At 40.4% G+C, this 20,418-nt stretch carries 18 protein-coding genes and 1 pseudogene; 2 read left to right on the top strand and 17 right to left on the bottom strand.

Annotation, left to right across the window (positions count from 1 at the left end; translation table 11 throughout):
- Positions 1 to 649 precede the first annotated feature (649 nt).
- Both ABIB40_RS08580 and ABIB40_RS08575 read left to right on the top strand, forming a co-directional pair.
- Positions 650 to 2,050: pseudogene (locus tag ABIB40_RS08580) on the top strand (sugar porter family MFS transporter).
- A gap of 82 nt (positions 2,051 to 2,132) precedes the next feature.
- On the top strand, positions 2,133 to 4,499 hold the full coding sequence (locus ABIB40_RS08575) for a GH92 family glycosyl hydrolase (RefSeq protein ID WP_354358016.1): 2,367 nt from the start codon (positions 2,133 to 2,135) through the stop codon (positions 4,497 to 4,499).
- 236 nt (positions 4,500 to 4,735) lie between these two features.
- On the opposite strand, the gene ABIB40_RS08570 is transcribed toward ABIB40_RS08575, so the two are convergent.
- The 17 genes from ABIB40_RS08570 to ABIB40_RS08490 form a co-directional block, all read right to left on the bottom strand.
- Positions 4,736 to 7,258 (bottom strand): heavy metal translocating P-type ATPase, encoded by a 2,523-nt coding sequence (locus ABIB40_RS08570; RefSeq protein ID WP_354358014.1) that lies wholly within the window; start codon positions 7,256 to 7,258, stop codon positions 4,736 to 4,738.
- A 70-nt stretch (positions 7,259 to 7,328) separates the two neighbouring features.
- Entirely contained in the window at positions 7,329 to 7,889 is a 561-nt protein-coding gene (locus ABIB40_RS08565) for a helix-turn-helix domain-containing protein (RefSeq protein ID WP_354358012.1), read from the bottom strand.
- A gap of 95 nt (positions 7,890 to 7,984) precedes the next feature.
- Complete coding sequence (locus ABIB40_RS08560) at positions 7,985 to 9,316, bottom strand: APC family permease (protein WP_354358010.1); 1,332 nt, start codon at positions 9,314 to 9,316, stop codon at positions 7,985 to 7,987.
- Positions 9,317 to 9,343: 27 nt separating this feature from the next.
- Positions 9,344 to 10,375 (bottom strand): class I fructose-bisphosphate aldolase, encoded by a 1,032-nt coding sequence (locus ABIB40_RS08555; protein ID WP_354358008.1) that lies wholly within the window; start codon positions 10,373 to 10,375, stop codon positions 9,344 to 9,346.
- Between the two features lie 4 nt (positions 10,376 to 10,379).
- Positions 10,380 to 12,584 (bottom strand): phosphoketolase family protein, encoded by a 2,205-nt coding sequence (locus tag ABIB40_RS08550; RefSeq protein WP_354358006.1) that lies wholly within the window; start codon positions 12,582 to 12,584, stop codon positions 10,380 to 10,382.
- Positions 12,530 to 12,763: a phosphoketolase family protein gene (locus tag ABIB40_RS08545; protein ID WP_354358004.1), complete on the bottom strand. Its 234-nt coding sequence runs from the start codon at positions 12,761 to 12,763 to the stop codon at positions 12,530 to 12,532. The genes ABIB40_RS08550 and ABIB40_RS08545 overlap by 55 nt, the downstream gene beginning before the upstream one ends.
- Positions 12,764 to 12,775: 12 nt before the next feature.
- Positions 12,776 to 13,975 (bottom strand): acetate/propionate family kinase, encoded by a 1,200-nt coding sequence (locus ABIB40_RS08540; protein WP_354358002.1) that lies wholly within the window; start codon positions 13,973 to 13,975, stop codon positions 12,776 to 12,778.
- A complete protein-coding gene (locus tag ABIB40_RS08535) occupies positions 13,972 to 14,598 on the bottom strand; it encodes an HAD family hydrolase (RefSeq protein WP_354358001.1) in 627 nt (208 codons plus the stop codon). Before ABIB40_RS08535 ends, ABIB40_RS08540 begins: the two co-directional genes overlap by 4 nt.
- A gap of 56 nt (positions 14,599 to 14,654) precedes the next feature.
- Positions 14,655 to 16,886 (bottom strand): copper-translocating P-type ATPase, encoded by a 2,232-nt coding sequence (locus ABIB40_RS08530; RefSeq protein ID WP_354358000.1) that lies wholly within the window; start codon positions 16,884 to 16,886, stop codon positions 14,655 to 14,657.
- 86 nt (positions 16,887 to 16,972) lie between these two features.
- Positions 16,973 to 17,227 (bottom strand): hypothetical protein, encoded by a 255-nt coding sequence (locus ABIB40_RS08525; RefSeq protein WP_354357998.1) that lies wholly within the window; start codon positions 17,225 to 17,227, stop codon positions 16,973 to 16,975.
- A gap of 104 nt (positions 17,228 to 17,331) precedes the next feature.
- Positions 17,332 to 17,538 (bottom strand): SHOCT domain-containing protein, encoded by a 207-nt coding sequence (locus ABIB40_RS08520; protein WP_354357996.1) that lies wholly within the window; start codon positions 17,536 to 17,538, stop codon positions 17,332 to 17,334.
- Between the two features lie 207 nt (positions 17,539 to 17,745).
- Positions 17,746 to 17,973, bottom strand: coding sequence for a heavy-metal-associated domain-containing protein (locus ABIB40_RS08515; RefSeq protein WP_354357994.1), 228 nt, complete (start codon positions 17,971 to 17,973; stop codon positions 17,746 to 17,748).
- A 140-nt stretch (positions 17,974 to 18,113) separates the two neighbouring features.
- On the bottom strand, positions 18,114 to 18,482 hold the full coding sequence (locus ABIB40_RS08510; RefSeq protein ID WP_354357992.1) for a DUF6799 domain-containing protein: 369 nt from the start codon (positions 18,480 to 18,482) through the stop codon (positions 18,114 to 18,116).
- A gap of 158 nt (positions 18,483 to 18,640) precedes the next feature.
- Positions 18,641 to 18,916: a DUF5676 family membrane protein gene (locus tag ABIB40_RS08505; protein ID WP_354357990.1), complete on the bottom strand. Its 276-nt coding sequence runs from the start codon at positions 18,914 to 18,916 to the stop codon at positions 18,641 to 18,643.
- 19 nt (positions 18,917 to 18,935) lie between these two features.
- Positions 18,936 to 19,127, bottom strand: coding sequence for a hypothetical protein (locus tag ABIB40_RS08500; protein ID WP_354357988.1), 192 nt, complete (start codon positions 19,125 to 19,127; stop codon positions 18,936 to 18,938).
- Between the two features lie 102 nt (positions 19,128 to 19,229).
- Positions 19,230 to 20,012: a four-helix bundle copper-binding protein gene (locus ABIB40_RS08495; protein ID WP_354357986.1), complete on the bottom strand. Its 783-nt coding sequence runs from the start codon at positions 20,010 to 20,012 to the stop codon at positions 19,230 to 19,232.
- Between the two features lie 19 nt (positions 20,013 to 20,031).
- Positions 20,032 to 20,244: an SHOCT domain-containing protein gene (locus ABIB40_RS08490; RefSeq protein WP_354357984.1), complete on the bottom strand. Its 213-nt coding sequence runs from the start codon at positions 20,242 to 20,244 to the stop codon at positions 20,032 to 20,034.
- Between the last annotated feature and the right edge of the window lie 174 nt (positions 20,245 to 20,418).

The raw sequence follows: 20,418 nt of genomic DNA, 5'->3' as shown, positions 1-20,418 counted from the left end.
GGAAAAAAGATAAAGAAATGGCGTCATCCTATGGTTTAATACATTTCATATAAATCAATGTAAATGACGTTTTGTGCTAAATTGGCTATGGCCAGCCTGGTGGAATCGGCCTAGCAGCTGTTTGGAGGAAAAAACGCCTAAAGCTGCTTGCAGAAGCCGGACACTTTGTAGCTATAAAGAGGATTCGCAGCCTTGCAAGGGAAAAAGCCTAGGGAAAGGCCTCGAACCATCGATGTAAAACAGCTTGGCGAATTTTTACACAAAGAGGTGTCAGCCTTGATTTTTTGTTACTTTTTTATCAAAAAAAAAAGTAAGACGCCCCTCCGGCTAGGAGAACGTAAGGAAGAGTTGGTGGCCATTTTTTATATGATTGAAGGAACGAGCAAATAAAGATGAGATATAATTTAATTACAGTAAGTGACTTATGTAAAAACGGCAATGGTAGCCAGTTGAGGGACAATAACTTTTAAATATTTTCGATTTCTGGATGTCTTCGACTACTTGTCCCGACCATTCGGGAAGCTTAGACTGACAATAAACGAACTTAACCAAACGAGGTTTTTTAATAAATCATTACAATTATCGGCGAAAAAAAACTAAACGAGTATATTTATTTCTTCGCTTAAACATCAACCAAATATCAAATATCATGAAAGGCAAAAAAATTAATCTCAAAATCGTCACCTTGGTCGCTTCTCTAGGCGGCTTCTTGTTCGGTTTTGATATGGCGGTAATTTCTGGTGTGTTACCTTTTGTAGAAAAGCAATTTTCTTTTTCACCGGCTCAAGAAGGATTGTTTGTTTCGATAGCTTTGGTTGGCTGTATCATCGGTGTAGCACTTTCTGGAGAATTAAGCGATAGGATGGGGAGAAAAAAGCCGCTATTGCTTTCCGCAACATTATTTTTTATTTCGGCGCTTGGTTGTGCATTTTTGCCAAGCTTGTCTTAAGTAATTTTTTCAAGACTTTTAGGCGGCATTGGAATTGGTATTGCATCTAATGTTGTGCCGCTTTATATTTCAGAAATTGCACCCGCAAAAATTAGAGGAAGACTGGTAACTTTCTATCAATTTGCGCTAACTTTTGGAATTCTTGTGGCTTACCTTAGCAATGCCGCGTTGGTACATTATGCCACAGACTTTACCAGCGGCAGTCTTTTTCAACATGAAATATGGCGGGTAATGTTTGGAGTTGGAGCAATTCCTGCGTTGTTTTTCCTTATCGGATTATTCGTTGTGCCAGAAAGCCCTAGATGGCTGATCCAAAACGGACGCGTGGCGGAGGGAAGAGACATTATCAGTAGAATTTCGGGGGCTGATGCCGAGATAGCATCCACAGAGTTGACACCACAAAAGGAAGGTTCCTATAAAGAATTATTTGCACCAGGTATGCGTAAAGCATTGTTGATTGGGATTCTGCTTCCACTATTTTCTCAGTTCAGCGGCATTAACGCCATCATTTATTACGGCCCAACAATTTTAAGTAATGCAGGCGTATCTCTCAGTAATTCTTTACTAAGTCAGATTATTTTTGGTTTTGCAAATATGTTGTTTACACTCATTGCCATTTGGAAAGTTGACAGTTGGGGTCGTAGGCCGTTATATTTATGGGGAACGGCTGGTGCAGCGATTACTTTATTTCTTACAGGAATTTGCTTTATAACCGGCGCAACAACTAGCATTTGGCTCTTAGTTTGCGTATTGGGATTTTTGGCATGTTTCGCATTTTCCATTGGCCCATTAAAATTTGTAGTGGCATCAGAAATATTTCCGAGCGCAATTAGAGGAAGAGCTTTGGCCATTAGCATTATGACGATGTGGGTTGCCGATACGATTGTTGGGCAATTAACGCCAATTATGTTAAAAGGATTTGGCAGCGCCGGAACATTTTGGGTGTTCTCTTTCTTTTGCGTAGTAGCTTTTATTGTGGTTTACAAATTACTGCCCGAAACTAAAGGGCAGTCTTTAGAACACATCGAACAGTATTGGAAGGGAAAAGGCTTGGAATCGAAAGATAAAGAAAGTATTAATGAGAATATGCCGTTGCATTAAAGTGTGCGATAGTGCAAATATTTAGAACTTTCAACGACAGAAAAAATAAAAGCGCGGGCTGCCGCAATTATAACTACATACTATGAGAATTAAGTTTGGGGCGAGTATGACTTTAATTGCTTTGATGCTGGCAAGTTGCGGTATTAAGAAGGAAAGTGTTTTAAAATACGTTGATCCTACTATTGGCACAGCGCACAGTCGTTGGTTTTTTTATACGCCCGCCGCAGTGCCTTATGGCATGGCAAAACTTGCCCCATCCACCAATGGACATTACGGCAATGCCTCTGGTTGGGAGACGGTTGGATATGACACTCGGCAAAATTCTATAGAAGGTTTTGTGCATTTCCACGAATGGCAAGTAGGCGGTGTAAGTTATATGCCAACTACGGGAGCACTTAAAGTTAATCCAGGCGAACTCGAAAAGCCGGCAAGTGGCTACCGATCTAAATTCGACCGTAAGAACCAAGTGGCAGAACCGGGGTATTATAAAGTTTTGTTAGATGATTATCATATCACTGCAGAACTTACCGCAACCAAAAGAGTTGGCTTCCAGAGATATACATTCCCAAAGAACAATCAATCGCACATTATCCTCGATATTGGCCATACACAGGGCGAAAGTGGGGGAGTTACCGATGCCTCTATAAAAATGATCGATGATACCCATTTTGAGGGTTTTGTAAATACTTATCCAAAATATGTTAAAACAGACGATCCAGATGGAACGGTAAATATGTATATCTACGGCGAATTAAGTAAAAAACCCGAAACTGTTACCGCGTTTGTTGGGAAAAATATTCAGCAAAACACAACTGCCGCAAATGGCAAGGGAGCTGGGCTGGTATTGAATTATCAAACAGATGATAGCGAAATTATTGAAGTTAAGACAGGACTTTCCTACACCTCCATAGCCAACGCTAAGCTAAATTTTGATACAGAAGCAACCGGCTTAACGTTTGAGCAGGCCCGTAGAAACGCACAGCAAACTTGGAAAGAGCAACTGGGGAAAATCGCAGTAAAAGGTGCAAATGAACAGAATAAAACCAAGTTTTATACCGGGCTTTTCCATGGGCTGCTGGGTAGGGGCATAGCCAGCGATGTTAACGGCGCTTATCCAAAACACAAGGGCTTAATCGGGCAGTTGCCAGCACAAACAGATAAAAACCTTAAAGCAGAATTTATCAATACCGATGCTATTTGGGGTGCTTTTTGGAACATAACTCAATTGTGGTCGCTTTCATATCCAGAGTGGTATGGCAGTTTTGTAAACACGCAATTGCAATTATATAAAGACAAGGGGTGGTTTAGCGATGGCGTTGCCAATAGCGAATTTGCATCTGGTGTAGGTACAAACTTTGTTGGCCTTGCAATAGTTGGTGCTTACAACTCTGGAATCCGAAATTACGATGTTGATTTAGCTTATGAAGTAGTGAAAGCAAATGAGTTAAATTATAGAGATCGGCCAACTGGTTCGGGCAAGTTAGATACAAAGGCATTTTTAAAGTATGGCTACGTACCATTTATAGATGGAGCCGGGCGAGCGTTAGAAACCGATTCTCTCGGGTCTAATTTTTCTGGTTCGCACACGTTGGAGTATAGTTATAGTGCTTTTGCTGCTGCGCAAATGGCAAAGGCATTAGGCAAAACAGACGATTATACCAAGTTTATCAAATATTCTAATGGATGGAGATACCTTTTTAATCCGCAGAATAATCTAATCCAGCCAAAAACAGTTGATGGAAAATTCATCAAAGATTTTGATCCCTACCAGCCTTGGCGAGGATTTCAAGAGGGCAATGCTGTACAGTACACTTTTTATGTGCCTCAAAATCCGGCCGGACTAATCAACGCAATTGGCAAAGACAATTTTAATAAGCGGCTTGATAGCATTTTTACCGTGTCAGAAAAATTGGGATTTGGCGGTGGAAAAACCATTGATGCTTTTGCCGGCGTAAATTCTATTTATAACCACGGTAACCAGCCTAATTTGCACGTCAGCTGGTTGTTTAATTTTTCTGGCAAACCCTGGTTAACGCAAAAATGGACAAGGCGTATTGGCGAAGAGTTTTATGGAACCGAGCCCATACACGGTTATGGTTATGGGCAAGATGAAGACCAAGGGCAGTTAGGTTCTTGGTATGTAATGAATGCATTGGGCTTGTTTGATGTGAAGGGGCTAACAGATATGCGCCCAATTATTGAGATTGGTAGCCCCTTATTTGATGAGGCCAAAATTACCTTAGGTAACAAAAAAATATTGACCATCGAGGCCAAAAATAATTCAAAAGAGAACATGTATGTGCAATCCGCATCGTTTAACGGAAAACCATTAGATAATTGTTGGCTATATCGCGATGAATTGATGAAGGGCGGTAGCTTAATCTTTACCATGGGCAGCACGCCAAATACTAGTTGGGGAACAAAAATACCTCCGCCATCTACGCAATAAAATAGATTTTTTGGAGAGTGGCAGGTGCCTCCAGACGACCATAAAATCGTCCTTGCGAGGCACGAAGCAATCTTCTTTTTAGTCTTCTTTATGGATGTTGTATTATCGAAGTCATCATTTTGGCTCGGTTCTACTGTAGCAATCGATGCTAGGATTGTGTTTTACCGAGATGGCAATAGCAAGCCCTAAATATCTTGCAGTTTAGCGGCTTGCCCAAAACCTAATGCCTAGTACCTTTAATCTATCTTCGCATTCCTCAACCTTAACGCATTTAAAATAACAGATACCGAACTAAAACTCATGGCCAATGCAGCAATCATTGGGGAAAGTAACAACCCAAATATCGGGTAAAGTACACCTGCAGCAATTGGGATACCGATGACGTTATAGCCGAGCGCAAACCAAAGGTTCTGTCTGATGTTGCTCATCACTTTATGGCTTAACATTTTCGCTTTTGCGATACCGTTCAAATCGCCTTTAACCAAAGTGATTGCTGCGCTTTCTATCGCCACATCTGTTCCGGTGCCCATTGCTATGCCAATATCTGCCTGAGAAAGTGCCGGTGCATCATTAATCCCGTCACCAGCCATAGCCACTTTTTTGCCTTGAGCTTGCAGTTTTTTAATTTCTTCCTGCTTATCTTCAGGCAGCATTTGGGCTTTGTATCCATTTAAGCCGAGGGTTTCGCTCACTGCTTTAGCGGTATCTTCGTTATCGCCAGTAAACATAATTACTTCCAACCCTTCCGCTTGTAATCGTTGGATGGCTTCTTTGCTAGATGCTTTTATCTTATCAGAAATAACCACAAAGCCAACAGCTTTTTTACCAACCGATAAATAAGAAACTGTTTTGCCTTGCTTTTGCTCGGCGCTTACTTTTTGGCTCAAATCGGCATCAATTTCTGCCCCTACTTGCTCCATCAATTTGGCGTTTCCAAGCGCCAACGCCGCTCCATCTAACTTGCCAATAACTCCTTTTCCGGTAACTGCTTCAAAATCTTCTACGGCATTAATTTTTATGTTTTTCTCTTCTCCATATTTCAATGTTGCTTGCGCCAATGGATGCTCGCTATTTTTATTAAGTGAGATGATTTTCTCTAAAATGTCATCCTCCGAATAATTTTTATCGACAGAGATAATTTTTTCTACAGATGGTTTTCCCTCGGTAACCGTTCCTGTTTTATCAATAACAACTACATCCATTTTATCCATGCTTTCTAACGACTCTGCATTTTTTATAAGAATGCCATTTTGCGCCCCTTTGCCAACGCCAACCATAACAGACATTGGCGTAGCTAAGCCTAATGCACACGGACACGCAATAATTAACACGGCAATTGCATTTACAAGTGCGTAAACGTAAGATGGTTCTGGTCCATAGATTGCCCAAATAATAAAGGTTAAAATTGAAATCCCCACTACAATCGGCACAAAATACCCAGAAATTTTATCGGCAACTTTTTGGATGGGTGCTTTGGAACGACTTGCAGAATTTACCATCTCGATAATCTGCGAAAGCAAAGTCTCTGAACCGATTTTCTCGGTAACCATAACAAAAGATTTGTTGCCGTTAATAGTTCCAGCTTTTACCGCATCGCCTTTTTTCTTCTCTAATGGAATAGGTTCGCCAGAAATCATCGACTCATCTATAACCGCCTGACCTTCATGGATGCTTCCGTCAACTGGAATTTTATCGCCAGGTTTTACGCGCAATAAATCGCCTTCGTGTATATCATCGATAGAAACTTCTTTTTCTTGTCCGTCGATAATTTTAATTGCTTTATTTGGCGCGAGTTTTAGCAGTTCTTTAATGGCGCTATTGGTTTTGCCATGCGCTCTTGCTTCCATCACCTGCCCTAATAAAACCAGTGTCAAAATAACAGTTGCTGCTTCAAAATAGACATAAACGGTGCCAGAATGGGTTTTAAATTCATCGGGAAATAATCCAGGAAACAATAGAGCGACTAGGCTAAATATCCAAGCTATGCCAGAACCTATTCCAACTAGAGTAAACATATTTAGGTTCCAAGTAATCACCGAACGCCAAGCACGCTCAAAAAACATCCATGCCGCATAAAAAACAACCGGAATGGATAAGGCAAATTCTACCCAATTCCAATACCTCAAATCCATCAATTTATACAAAGGATTGTTTGGAATCATATCCGACATTGCAATTAAAAATATCGGCAGTGTAAAAGCAATGGCAATTTTTAGTTTACGAAGTAAATTTGTATAGGCTTGGTCTTCCTCATCCACATCTGGCTCCATCGGCACCAAATCCATCCCACAGATAGGGCAAGCTCCTGGCTCGTCCCTTACAATTTCGGGGTGCATTGGGCAAGTATATTTCGTAGCTTTTTTAGCTGAAGGTGCCTGAACCAAATCCATTCCACATACAGGACAACTGCCGGCTTTGTCGTAAGTTTTATCTCCTTCACAGTGCATAGGGCAATAAAATACTCCGGAAGCATTTTTCTCTGCCTGATTATTTTTTGGTTTAGCTGGTTGAGGCTTATCGTGGGATGAACAACAAGATTTTGTGTTTTCTGCATCGTGCGGAGCGATGGTATAATGCCCGGCCACATTAAGCGCTTCTTGAAGTTTTTCTATCGGCACATGTTCCTTCATTTTAACCACCGCTCTGGGCGGATCTAAAGTTACTTCAGCAGAAACGCCATTTATATTGTTTAGTGCTTTCTCTGCCGAAGTTCGACAGCCGTTGCAGCTCATTCCGGTAATTTTATAGGTATGTTCCATATCGTTTGATACAAAATTACCTATCCTCTAACGGAAAATGTTATCTAATTCTGTGTATGATTTGCATGATTTACAAATCGTCGATATTTGTTCTTTTTCTATTTTTTAACGATTTGTAAAAAGAAGGCGTTAACCCAGTTACCTTTTTAAATTGATTTGAAAGATGCGCGACATTGCTGTAGCCGAGTTGGTAAGCAATTTGAGAAAGGGATAGTTCATCATAAACAATCAGTTCCTTGGCCTTTTCTACCCGTTGGTTGATAAAATATTTTTCTATCGTAATCCCCTCAGCTTCTGAGAAAATATTGCTCAAATGGTTATAGTCGGCATTTAGATGGTCTGAAATAAGCTTTGAAAGTGTTGTTTGGACAAGGGTTTCGGAGTGATGTATTTGGTTGATTATAATGGTTTTTATCTTTTCGATGATTCTGCTTTTCCGGTCATCTATCAGTTCGAAGCCAATCTTTTTTAACGAGACGTTAAGCGCTAAAAGCTGTTGCTCATCTAAATTTTCTTCAGTCTCCACTTCACCCAACTCAAGAGTTATCGGTGTAATTTGGTGTTCATCTAATATGGTTTTTACGGCCATTGTACATCGGCTGCAGACCATGTGTTTTATGTGTAGTTTCATTTTTTTCAATTTTGGCCTTACCTTTTAAGGTTGATTTAAAGGTATCGTTTTTTGACCAAATACCCTCGTTAATTGTCCTCTGGTGCTGGGTTTTATTAACCCATGGTTTCCATTTCCATCGGCATATTTCCCTCATCGTCTGTATGCGAAAACATAAAAAGACGTTCCGCAATAATTATTAAAATTATCCCAATTGCTGCCACAATAAGCACCAATGGATCGCTTATGTATTTTAAATAAAGGAAGGCAAAAAGCACTGCAATATCCAATACGATGGCTATTAATGGAATGATAGGTTGAAATTTGACTTCTTTTTTTAGGTGAGGGAAAAGCCCCCAGTGGATTGCAATATCCATAACCAAGTAAAAAATAGCTCCGATGGATGCAATCCTTGTTAAATCGAATAGTAGAGTGAGTAAAATAGCGAGCGCCACTGTAAATATAAGGGCCGGGTTTTTAATGTTGCCCATCTTTTTTAACGATGGTACTTGCTTCATGCTACTTAACATTCCCAACAGGCGCGATGCTGAAAAAACACTGGCGACAACGCCTGAAAACGTTGCAACAATAGCTAATGCTATCGTAATCCAAGAACCCCAATCTCCAAAAATAGGTTTTGCTGCTGCTGCCAAGGCATAGTCTTTTGCTTTAATTATTTCTGGAATGCTTAAGCCTCCTGCAACAGCAAGTGCCAGAGCTACATAAATTAGGGTACAGATAAGGATGGAAAGAATTATGGATTTCCCAAGATTTTTATGGGGATTTTCGATATCTCCACCTTGGTTTGTAATTGTTGTGAAGCCTTTGTAGGCAAGAATTGCCAGAGCCAATGCAGCCATAAAAGCAAATCCCTGCGGCAATGCATCGGTGTTTTGAGGGATATATTTTCCTGAAATATCTGCAAATCCAGATACAATTAAACCGGCAATAGCGAGTACTGCAATCCCACCTACCTTAATAATTGCGGTGAAAGTGCCTGTTGCACCGATAACTTTATTCCCTAAAATATTTATGATGTAGGCAGTTACCAAAAGTATAATGCCAAGAACAGACGCATAAACGGCAAAATTATCTGGGAACAACCTAAGTGTGTAGGCGCCAAAAGTGCCAGCCACCAAACTTTCTGAAACCACCATGGACACATACATCAACAAAGAAAAAACACCTGTGGTTGTTCCCGGGCCATACGCTTTACTCAAGAACTTTACCACACCCCCCGAAGATGGAAAAGCATTGGAAAACTTTACGTAAGAATACGAACTGAAACCTACCACAACCGCACCGGCAATAAAAGCAATTGGGAATAGATCGCCTACCAACTCGGCTATTTGTCCCATGAGAACAAATATTCCCGCACCAATCATTACACCTGTACCCAGAGATATAGAACCTATTAAGGAAAGCTTATTGTCTTTTGTATTGGCCATGTTTATAATTGTACATTAAGAAAAATGCTATTCAATTAACTGCTTCTCCATAGAAGCATCATATTCTCCACGTCTTGCAGCTAAGTCACATTTAGTCCTAAGATATAATAATCTTTGTGCTTGTTCCACATTCGCCTCTTCGCCTTTCCATTTATCCAACGCGGGTTGCTGAATGGCCCTTCCAAAAGAAAAGCTAACTATCCACGGTAAGCGATTCTTAAATTTTGTATGTATCGCATTCAAATGTGCCGTCGCATCTTCTGGTGACTGTCCGCCCGATAAAAATGCAATAGCAGGAACAGCAGCTGGAACTGATTCCAGTAAACAGTTTACCGTGGCTTCAGCTACCTCGTCAACGCTATTTTGCACAATGCTTTCTATTCCTGCAATGATCATATTAGGCTTTAGTATCATTCCTTCCAAATAGATTTTGTAAACGGAGAATTGATAAAAGAGTGTTTTCAAAACCTGTGCGGTTATTGCATAGCAGTGCTCCAAATCATGGCTACCGTTCATCAATACTTCTGGTTCTACAATTGGTACAATATCAGCCTCTTGGCATAAAGCAGCATACCTGGCTAAGGCATGAATATTCGCCTCAATAGCGCCAGTAGTTGGGGCGCCATCGCCTATGGAAATTACAGCCCGCCATTTTGCAAACCTTGCACCCAACTTTCTATACTCTTGTAGTCGCTCCCTTAATCCGTCCAATCCTTCTGTCACTTTCTCATCAGAAAAACCAGCCATCAATTTAGCCCCCATATCAACCTTGATTCCCGGAATAATTCCAGCCTCAATCAATACGTCTGTAAAAGGAATCCCGTCTTTTGTTTGCTGACGAATAGTTTCATCATACAAGATTGCACCCCCAATGCTTTCGTTCAAGCCGGGCGTGGTAACAATCAGTTCACGGTATTTGCGCCGCATCTCGACTGTTTGCGGAATGCCTTCGAATGCAAAACGCTTATTACTGGTGCTTGTGCTTTCATCCATTGCAAGCAACCCTTTGCTACCAGCAAAGAGTTGCACAATGGTATCTTTTAATATTTGTTTGTCCATGATGTTAGTTTTTCCAGCTCCAATCTCTTATTTCAGGCATGTCCAACCCATTCTTCCGAATATAATATTTATGTTCGATAAGCTTATCCTGCATCTCTTGTTTTAGATAAGCTGTTTTATCTTTTAACTGCGGCAACCTGTCTATCACATCTTGCACAAGGTCAAAACGGTCTAACTGGTTTAGTACCGTCATATCAAAAGCGGTGGTGATGGTGCCTTCCTCCTTATAGCCCCGCACATGGATGTTGCTGTGATTGGTGCGCCTGTAAGTTAGTCTGTGGATAAGCCATGGATAACCATGAAATGCAAAAATTACCGGTTTGTTCTTAGTAAACAAGGTGTCAAAATTTGCATCGCTTAAACCGTGTGGATGTTCTATTTCGGGCTGCAGTTTCATAAGGTCAACTACATTTACCACGCGAACTTTCAGATCTGGCAATTTTTCCCTTAATATGGATACCGCTGCCAAGGTCTCAAGCGTTGGCACATCGCCGGCACAGGCCATCACCACATCGGGTTCTTCGTTTTCATCACTGCTTGCCCATCTCCATATTCCGATTCCCTTGGTGCAATGGATTACTGCTTCTTCCATAGAAAGCCATTGCGGTGCAGGATGCTTGCCTGCCACTATCACGTTTACGTAGTGCCTGCTGCGAAAACAGTGATCCATGACCGACACGAGGCAATTGGCATCTGGTGGCAGATACACACGCACAACAGATGCCTTTTTATTCATTACTACATCAAGAAACCCTGGATCTTGGTGGGTGAAGCCATTATGATCCTGCCGCCATACATGTGAGGCCAGCAAAATATTGAGTGAAGCGATTTTTCTTCGCCAAGGGAGTTTTGATGTTACCTCCAGCCACTTGGCATGCTGGTTAAACATCGAATCTATGATATGGATAAACGCTTCATAGCAATTGAACAATCCATGTCTTCCTGTTAAAAGATACCCTTCCAGCCAGCCTTCACACTGGTGTTCGCTCAACATTTCCATTACGCGGCCGTCTTTTTCCAAAAATTCATCTGCATCGATTATCGGTGCTTCCCACTGGCGGTTGGTCGCTTCGAACACGGCATTCAGCTTGTTTGACAACGTTTCATCAGGGCCAAAAACACGAAAGTTTCTTTTATCTGCATTTAATCTTATTATGTCCCTCATAAATGCACCTAAAGCCAGCGTATCGCCCGGCCCTATTTCTCCACGGATTTTTAAATTATTTCCGTAATCGCGAAAATCGGGCATACGAAGGTTGTGAAGCAACAAGCCTCCATTGGAATGTGGATTGTCGCCCATTCGATGCTTACCTTTTGGAGCTAGCTCAGCGAGGTCAGCATTGAACCGTCCATTTTCATCAAAGAGTTCTTCGGGTTTATAACTTTTAAGCCATTCTTCTAATTGCTTTAGATGTTCAGGATTTGTGGCAGGGTCTGTTATCGGTACCTGGTGGGCACGAAAATTACCTTCTATCTTTAAACCGTTCACATATTTTGGACCCGTCCAACCCTTGGGCGACTTTAAAATAATCATTGGCCAAATAGGACGTTTAACATCGCCGTTCTCAATTGCATTCTTTTTAATGGCTTTTATCTCCTCGACCACTTTATCCATCAATTGCGCCATTTTTTGATGCATTTCCATGGGATCATCGCCTTCTATTAGATAAGGCTTCCAGCCATAACCTCTAAATAGTTGATCCAATTCTTCGATACTGATGCGGGCTAAAACCGTTGGATTGGCAATTTTGTAGCCATTCAAATGCAGAATGGGCAGCACCACTCCATCGGTAATAGGATTTAGAAATTTATTGGAGTGCCATGCGGTGGCCAACGGGCCTGTTTCTGCTTCGCCATCGCCAACTACGCAACCCACAATTAAACCGGGATTATCAAAAACTGCCCCAAAAGCATGGCTGAGGGAATAACCCAATTCACCGCCCTCATGGATAGAACCCGGACATTCGGGGGAAACGTGGCTTGGTATTCCACCCGGGAAAGAAAATTGCGTAAATAATTTCTTTAGCCCTTCTTCATCTCGGCTGATATCTGGATACACCTCACTATACGTTCCTTCGAGATAAACATTACCAACAATTGCGGGTCCTCCGTGGCCTGGGCCAGAAATGTAGATCATGTCCAGATCATATTTCTTTATGATGCGGTTGAGGGCACATAAATAAAATTTTGTCCGGGCGTAGTGCCCCAATGCCCAAGCAGCATGTTCTTGATATTTTCCGGTTTCAGCGGCTCTCTTAATAGCGGGTTCTCATGTAAATAAATCTGACCCACTGAGAGGTAATTGGCAGCCCGCCAATAAGCATTTATTTTATTTAGAAGTTCGGGGGATAACTGTTCTTTGTCTGTTTCAATAGTTTGTATTTCCATAACTTAAAATTTTTAAGATGTTTTGACTTGAGTATTTATGTAAAGTTTCTTTGTGTTTTTAGCAATCACTATCTCCTCATCAGTAGGTATTACATATACCTTTACCGCGCTGTTTTTTGTTGAGATGATTGTTTTATTCTTTTTATTTTTTCTTTCGTCTATTTTGATTCCCAAATAATTAAAGCCTTTACAGATACGCGACCGTATTACGGGTGCATTCTCTCCAATACCACCAGAAAAAATCAATACATCAAGTCCACCCAAACTTGCGGTATATGCGCCGATGTATTTGTTTATTTGATAACAAAATATTTGTATGGCCAGGGCAGCATCTTTATTTTCTTTCTCCTGTTCAAGTAAATCCTCCATGTCAGAACTATAGCCCGAGATGCCGAGCAAACCAGATTGATGGTTGATCAAATCATTAAATTTTTCTGCATTAAGACCCTTTCGCATTAAGTACCCGGCCACACCAGGATCTAAATCACCACTTCTTGTACTCATAACTATACCTCCTGCAGGTGTAAACCCCATGCTGGTATCTATGGATTTGCCTTTCTTAATGGCCGCAACGCTCGCTCCGTTTCCCAGATGTGCAAGGATTATTTTCCCCTTAGCTTCGGTTTTACTTTTCTTTTTTAACTCATGCAATAAATAACTGTATGAAAGACCGTGGAATCCATATCTCTTAATGCCTTCGGTATAGTACTTTTTGGGTATGGCAAAAGTCTTTGCATACTGGGGTATGGTTGTGTGAAAGGAGGTATCAAAGCAGGCAATTTGCATCAACTGTGGAAACTGTTCTTTAAACAATTTTATCATTTCAATTTCCGCCGGAAGATGATCTGGATCAAATTCAACTATTTTATGCAGTTCCTCCAATAAATTATCATCAATAATTTCTGGACGGGAATGCTCCATGCCGTGAACAATGCGATGGCCGATACAGCTGATCTCTTCAAAATATTCTTGGTCTTTCAACCATTCAATGAAGACCCGTGTAGCTTCGTTGAAATTTGTTGCTTCTATTTTGATTTTACTCTTTTCGTCGGTGTGGTTATTGGTAACAGTAAATTCAGGATTCTTCAATCCGATTCTGTTTAGTTGCCCAGAAAGGATGTTCTTTAATTTTTTATCGCGGTGGTACACAGCGAACTTGATGCTAGACGAGCCGCCGTTGACTACCAGAATATGTGTTTTTAACGTTTTCATAATGTAGTCTTAAAACCTAATGATTGTAATTTTTTACAGGTTGTTTCATAGTTTACATGCCAAATGCCATTTATACCCATGCTTTTAGCAATGGTTATAAAAACCCCCGTGTCATCTATGTAAAGCACTTCATCCGGCTTTACATACGCCATATCAAGTGCCAGTTTAAAAATGTTCTTATCGGGCTTGCGTATGTGCACATAAGTGGAGGACACAAAAAAATCGATAAAGTCTGCCAATCCAAATTCGTCTATCCTATAGGTATTCAATTCCCTCGCTTCATTGCTTACCGCAATAATCTTTAAACCGTATTGTTTTTTTAGCATCTTCATTAATTCGATCATTTCCGGGTATGGCTTTGATTGCGTAAACATAAATTGCCGGAATTCATCTTTTGAAAAATCTCTTGGTTTATTAAAAACAGCAATGTCTAAATACTCATCTACGGTAAGTTTCCCTATTTCATAAGTTGCGAACGCAATAGCATGTCTGGTGTTGAAATCCGTATAATCCAGATGGAATTTTTCTGCTGCAAGTTGCCGCGATTCATGACCCCACCCGTTCGTTAGCAGCACTTCGCCAATGTCGAGAAATAGTGTTGTTATGTTTGTTGAAGATTGCATTTTTAAGTGTTGGTTTAATTCAAAAAAAATCAAATTTCAAGGCGCTTTCTTCAATATTATTTATTGCCTATCTTCTTTCTGAGCAGTTGCGCATTAACCGCTACTATAATCGTGCTCAGACTCATAAATACCGCACCAACTGCTGGTCCTAAGACAAAGCCGGCCTTGTACAAAACACCTGCGGCTAATGGTATTGCAACCACGTTATAAGCAGTTGCCCAAATTAAATTTTGTATCATCTTATTGTACGTGGCTTTACCGAAAAGAATAAGTTTAGCAATATCATTTGGATTACTATTTACCAAAATAATGTCTGCTGTTTCAGCGGCCACATCTGTACCAGACCCTATCGCTATGCCTACGTTTGATTGTGCAAGTGCAGGTGCATCATTTACACCATCGCCAGTCATGGCAACAAACTCGCCTTTGTCCTGTAGATCCTTTACAATTTTCACTTTTTGGTCGGGAAGCACTTCTGCAAAATAGCCATCTAAGCCTAATTGGTCGCTTACTGCTTTTGCTACTTTATCATTATCACCAGTTGCCATTAATACTTTTATGCCATTCTTTTTAAACACTTTTATGGCTTCAGCGCTTTCGGGTCTTATTTCGTCCGCCAAAGCGATGTACCCAGCAAGCTTTTCGTTAATAATAATAAATACCACCGTTTCTGCCTCGCTGCTATAGGCACCTTCGGGAACGGCAATGCTTTTATCTTTTAAATAACCGGGGCTAACTACTTTTATATCCTTTCCTTCTACACTTGCTTCCACACCTTTACCCGTTATGGCATTAAATTTTTCGGCCTTGGGAGTCGTAATCTTTTGATCTTTTGCTTTACGAACAATCCCAACAGCAATCGGATGCTCTGAACTTTGTTCCAGCGCCACCGTAAGCCGCAACAATTCATCTTCTGAGAATTGTTTATCGAGGGATACAATGCGGGTAACTCCAAAATCGCCCTTGGTAAGCGTGCCCGTTTTATCAAATAAAAGCGTCGTTATTTTTCTTGAGTCTTCAAAGGCAGTGCGGTTTCTAATTAAAAGTCCGTTTTGGGCAGATACTGCAGTAGAAATAGCAACCACCAATGGGATCGCCAAACCCAATGCATGAGGACAGGCAATTACCATTACGGTAACCATGCGCTCTAGTGCAAATACAAACGGAAAGCCTAGAAACAACCATACCGCTAAGGTACCAAAACCAAGCCCAAGCGCAATGTAGGTAAGCCATTTGGCAGCCCTGTCAGATAGATTCTGCATCTTGGATTTTGACTTCTGCGCATCTTCTACCAATTTGATTACTTTATTTAGATAGCTGTCTTTTCCTGTATGTTCTACTTTTACTTTAAGCGAACCATTACCGTTGATGGAGCCGCCAATTACTTTGTTTTCAGTCTCTTTTTTTACAGGTTTGGATTCGCCGGTTAGCATAGCTTCGTTCAGATGGCTGCTACCTTCTATGATGATGCCATCAGCAGGAACTTTTTCGCCCGGCTTAATCATAATCACATCATTTTGCTCCAGCACATCCAGTTTTACATCTTCCACTTGTCCGTCGGCCTTTACGCGATGCGCTTCTGCTGGCATCATGCTTACCAGTAACTGCAAAGCTTTAGAAGCACCAAGTACAGATTTCATTTCAATCCAATGCCCCAGTAACATAATTACGATCAGCGTACCCAATTCCCAGAAAAAATCAACTCCGGGCAATCCAAATACCGTAGCTGCACTGTAGAAATAAGCTACGGAAATGGCCATCGCAATCAATGTCATCATCCCTGGCGACGCTTTTTTTACTTCGCTCCAAAAACCTTTAAGAAATGGCCATCCACCCCAGAAATAAACAAAAGATGAAAGTGCCAGAAGGATATATGGATTTGCTGGCAATAAAAAATTATACCCAACAAAATTCTGAATCATTGGTGAGAAAACAAGAATGGGTATGGTAATAATTACACATACCCAAAATCGCTTTTTAAAATCGGCTATCATCATTTTATGATGGTCATGCCCTGCCATACCCATGGGAATGGCATCATGATCCATTTTTGAATGTTCCTCTTTGGTCATGTCCATTTTCTTCGGGTCATCTTTCTCTGAAGATTCATCCTGATTAGGTTCTTTTGCCGAAGAAGTTTCTTCTTTCTTTTCTTCTTCCGGTTGCTCTATCGGGGTTTCTTCTTTTGACGGCTCAACTTTAGGGGTGTCGGCATCAGTATTATCCGTCGAAGTGGTAACCTTTGGCTCATCGCCGTCTGTGTTGATATTGATAGTGATTTTTGCCATGGTTTTGGATGTTATCTATTTACATTCTGTTCTGAACCCTTTTTTAAGATAAGATACTTCACTCTGAAATATCTTATCCCAAAAGCCTATTTTTCAACCTCGGTTTTTGCTTGCTCCTCGTCCGCAATGTCCATTTTTTTCGGATTTTCTTTCTTTATAGATTCATCCTTTGAAACCTCGGTTTCCGAAGTGATTTCTTCCTTTGCTGCTACTTTCGGAGTTTCCTCTTTTACTGATAATTCTGCGCTTGGAACAGCGGTTTTAGCATTGTCTGTTGTAGCTGTAATCTTCGGCTCACTATTCTCTGAACCAGTGTTGATGTTGATGGTTATGTCTGTCATGATTGTAATTTTTTTATGGGTAAAAGTTACTTAGCAAGTTCAATTTGTGATCTTTCATGTGTTTCAACAATCGTACTTTGCCCGAAATATTTTCGGTCAGCTCATTACTGTGTATTAATCTGGATAGAGTCCTCAGCCAATGTCTCTTTTAAATTCAGGTACTCGTCCTTTGTTATCTCTCCTGAAGCGAAACGTCTCTGCAAAATTTCGAGCGGAGTATCTTTCTTTTTCCGCTGTCCGGGAATATTATAAGGTGTTGCAAAAATCCAGAATATCAATATCATCCAAATAAACCACCATATAAGGTTCATGCCTCCAAAGTGGTAACCATTATACATATACATTTTTTTAAAATTAAAACTGCTCTACAGTTTCGCTGTAGCCCGATTATCAATTAAACTACCTCGATCCGGGGTACGAGGTAGTAAAAAGGAATTGTTTTTTATTCAACGCAAGAATTGGGTGAATTAAACCCTAAAACTGAATAGACAATTTTTTGAACGTGACAGGATTTTTAATTAAGCTGCGTTAAGTTCTGAAATGGTGTAATGCGTATTCGTAAATGCATTCTGAAGTGTCTCTGCATTGATCGCCACAGAAGACGTGATTTCTGCTTGCTTTTTTCCCAGATCAACGGTTACAGATGTTACACCGGGCGCAGCCGATAATCTATTTTTAACTGATGCAACGCATCCACCACAACTCATACCACCAATGTGATACGTGTGCTTGATTGAATTTTCCATGATTTTTCTTTTTAATTGTTACTAATGTTTTATATTTTCTTTTAATTGATTTTTCCATTATCAAAACAAGTGAACATTTCGAGTATTCGGCGGTTTTGAATGATGATTCAAATGTTTAAACATTTGTTTAGTTTGTTCCTTTACATTTTCATCGATTCTTTCATGGGTTTTTCCGTTTTTTTGCTTTTCGTACCCATATTCATCATAGAACATTTACCCATTTTGCCACTCATTTCCATACAATCGCCTTCTTTCATCGTCATCTTTTTACCATCTTTCATGGTACACTCGCCATTAGTCATAACCATTGTTCCATTTTTCATGGTCATATCCTTTTTCATTGGCATTGTTTTGCCATCTTTCATTACCATCATTTTGCCGTCTTTCATCATACAATGATCCTTCATCATTGCAGCCTTCGTTTTAGTTTGTGCGAAAGAATTACTTGTTGTAAGAGATAGTGCCAGCATCAGCATCGAGGCAAATACTGTGGTAATTGTTTTTTTCATTTTCATTTTTATTATTTTTAAAATTATTTTCAGATACGCTGTTGCCCGTTCTTCAGTATCGCTGTTGCCCGATTTAATTTAATCTTGTTTTTTGACTCCATTCATGCGGCAGTACTTACTGCTCCGGTCGCTAAAAATTTACGTCTATCCATTTCAAGCTATTTTTTTATTGACATATTATAAAAACCTGCAATGCAGGCTCCCACCAACCAGCCAAGAATAAATGTTTTTACCAGGCCAATGCCTGCCTCCCATAAAGGAACATTCATTCTAAGAATTGTTGAAACATCTAGACCATGCAGTAGATTGTTAAAAAATTGCACGGAGCCGGCATGCCCTATTGTTACCATAACCAGCATACAGCCCAAATAGAGTAGAGATACGGTAAGGCCAACAGCTAGGCCAAATTTTTTGACATTAATGGTGGAGTTCATGATTTTCTTTTTTTAGTGTTTATGTATTTTGTTTATCCACATCTTCATGGTCTTCATGATGATGCATAGGCATGAGCAGATGACAAGCGAACATAAGTGCTATAAAAATAAAGAGGGAAACACCGGATCCTAAACCTAATGCAGGTGCAAAAAAAATCAGTAATAAGGGTAGGCCGCAGCCAATTATCATCCAGAGGGTGTGTTTGTTCATTTTTTTAGGTATTAATACTCAAATTTGCTTAGTTAGTAGGCTTATGATAATTTTAGACTCAGGCAAGTACTATGAGCTACCATTTATCCTCCGTCATTCTGTTCATAAAGAATAAAAAGTGTCTGTATTTGCAAAAGGGCTTCGTCTTCCCCTCACATCATAATTCGAATGAGGAGTTGCGTGTCGAGAGGGACTCCTCCAAACGGACGCGGCCAATAAAGCAGCAGAATGTTCTTTACTATTTTTTTGCGATTCATCCTCATTTAAAACTGTGAAGTCTTCCTCTGCTTTATCCTGCTTTTTCAGTTCCTCATGTACCTCATTTGCTACCGATGCACAGGCATTACAATGTTCCATTTCCATAGCCGCATGGCTTTGTAAATCCTCGGCCGCCGCGGTACAAATTTTTTCGTTTATTTCTGAAATCTGCATGGCGTAGGCGCTTTTTAGACTTATTAATTCTGCCGTAACCTCAGAAACAATTGCACACTCATCCTCAGTAACTAACCAGCGTTGGCCTTTTGTTTCTTGATCCTGCGCTTCCAACTTTTCGTAAATCCCCATCGTTTCTTTGGCACATGCCCTGCAGGCTTCTGCGCACGCTTTACAATCTTCCATTCCCATTGATGCATGTTTTTCACATTCGTCTGCACAGGCATTACAAATGGTAGCGCACAGTTGGCAAAGTTCTTTTGAATACGCACTTTCCATACTCATTAATTTCGCTGCTGCCTTGCAGATTGCTGCACATTCCCAATCGAGTATGATGCATTTGGTAAGGTGTTTAATCTCTTTTTCGTGCAGGCAGGAGATGGCGCAATCGGTACAGGTGGTTGCGCACGCTATACATGCATCCACGCAATTTTTTATTTCTTTACGAGTCATGGTCTTGTTTTTTAGATAATTAACTTTGTTCGATAATTTTTTTGTTTTCTTCGTATTCTTCTTTCTGAATTTCGCCCCTGGCCAACCTTTTCTTTAAAATATCCAATGGGGTGTCTTTACGAGTTCGCTGTCCGGGAATATCCCATGGTGTGGCAAAAATCCATACTAGCATGATGATCCAGAATAACCACCATAACAAGTGCATTCCCCAAAAATCGCCGTAATGTGTCATAATCTTTTGTTTTTAAATTGTTGATAATAAAATTGGTTGATAAATATTTTTCCGCATTTGTTGTGGCTTCTTTCGTTTGGCCAAATTCATGAGCAGAACGCGGTAAGGACTACTAATGTCTATGCAAATAAAAAATGCTTTTTTCCATGATTTCTATATCTTAATGATATGATT

Source organism: Pedobacter sp. UYP30 (assembly GCF_040547165.1).
GTDB lineage: Bacteria > Bacteroidota > Bacteroidia > Sphingobacteriales > Sphingobacteriaceae > Pedobacter.
This window is presented reverse-complemented; position numbering and strand designations above follow the sequence as displayed.

Coding starts and splice junctions, on each gene's coding strand:
- ABIB40_RS08575 (WP_354358016.1), top strand. CDS start 2,133: ATGAGAATTAAGTTTGGGGCGAGTATGACTTTAATTGCTTTGATGCTG.
- ABIB40_RS08570 (WP_354358014.1), bottom strand. CDS start 7,258: ATGGAACATACCTATAAAATTACCGGAATGAGCTGCAACGGCTGTCGA.
- ABIB40_RS08565 (WP_354358012.1), bottom strand. CDS start 7,889: ATGAAACTACACATAAAACACATGGTCTGCAGCCGATGTACAATGGCC.
- ABIB40_RS08560 (WP_354358010.1), bottom strand. CDS start 9,316: ATGGCCAATACAAAAGACAATAAGCTTTCCTTAATAGGTTCTATATCT.
- ABIB40_RS08555 (WP_354358008.1), bottom strand. CDS start 10,375: ATGGACAAACAAATATTAAAAGATACCATTGTGCAACTCTTTGCTGGT.
- ABIB40_RS08545 (WP_354358004.1), bottom strand. CDS start 12,763: ATGGAAATACAAACTATTGAAACAGACAAAGAACAGTTATCCCCCGAA.
- ABIB40_RS08540 (WP_354358002.1), bottom strand. CDS start 13,975: ATGAAAACGTTAAAAACACATATTCTGGTAGTCAACGGCGGCTCGTCT.
- ABIB40_RS08535 (WP_354358001.1), bottom strand. CDS start 14,598: ATGCAATCTTCAACAAACATAACAACACTATTTCTCGACATTGGCGAA.
- ABIB40_RS08530 (WP_354358000.1), bottom strand. CDS start 16,886: ATGGCAAAAATCACTATCAATATCAACACAGACGGCGATGAGCCAAAG.
- ABIB40_RS08525 (WP_354357998.1), bottom strand. CDS start 17,227: ATGACAGACATAACCATCAACATCAACACTGGTTCAGAGAATAGTGAG.
- ABIB40_RS08520 (WP_354357996.1), bottom strand. CDS start 17,538: ATGAACCTTATATGGTGGTTTATTTGGATGATATTGATATTCTGGATT.
- ABIB40_RS08515 (WP_354357994.1), bottom strand. CDS start 17,973: ATGGAAAATTCAATCAAGCACACGTATCACATTGGTGGTATGAGTTGT.
- ABIB40_RS08510 (WP_354357992.1), bottom strand. CDS start 18,482: ATGAAAAAAACAATTACCACAGTATTTGCCTCGATGCTGATGCTGGCA.
- ABIB40_RS08505 (WP_354357990.1), bottom strand. CDS start 18,916: ATGAACTCCACCATTAATGTCAAAAAATTTGGCCTAGCTGTTGGCCTT.
- ABIB40_RS08500 (WP_354357988.1), bottom strand. CDS start 19,127: ATGAACAAACACACCCTCTGGATGATAATTGGCTGCGGCCTACCCTTA.
- ABIB40_RS08495 (WP_354357986.1), bottom strand. CDS start 20,012: ATGACTCGTAAAGAAATAAAAAATTGCGTGGATGCATGTATAGCGTGC.
- ABIB40_RS08490 (WP_354357984.1), bottom strand. CDS start 20,244: ATGACACATTACGGCGATTTTTGGGGAATGCACTTGTTATGGTGGTTA.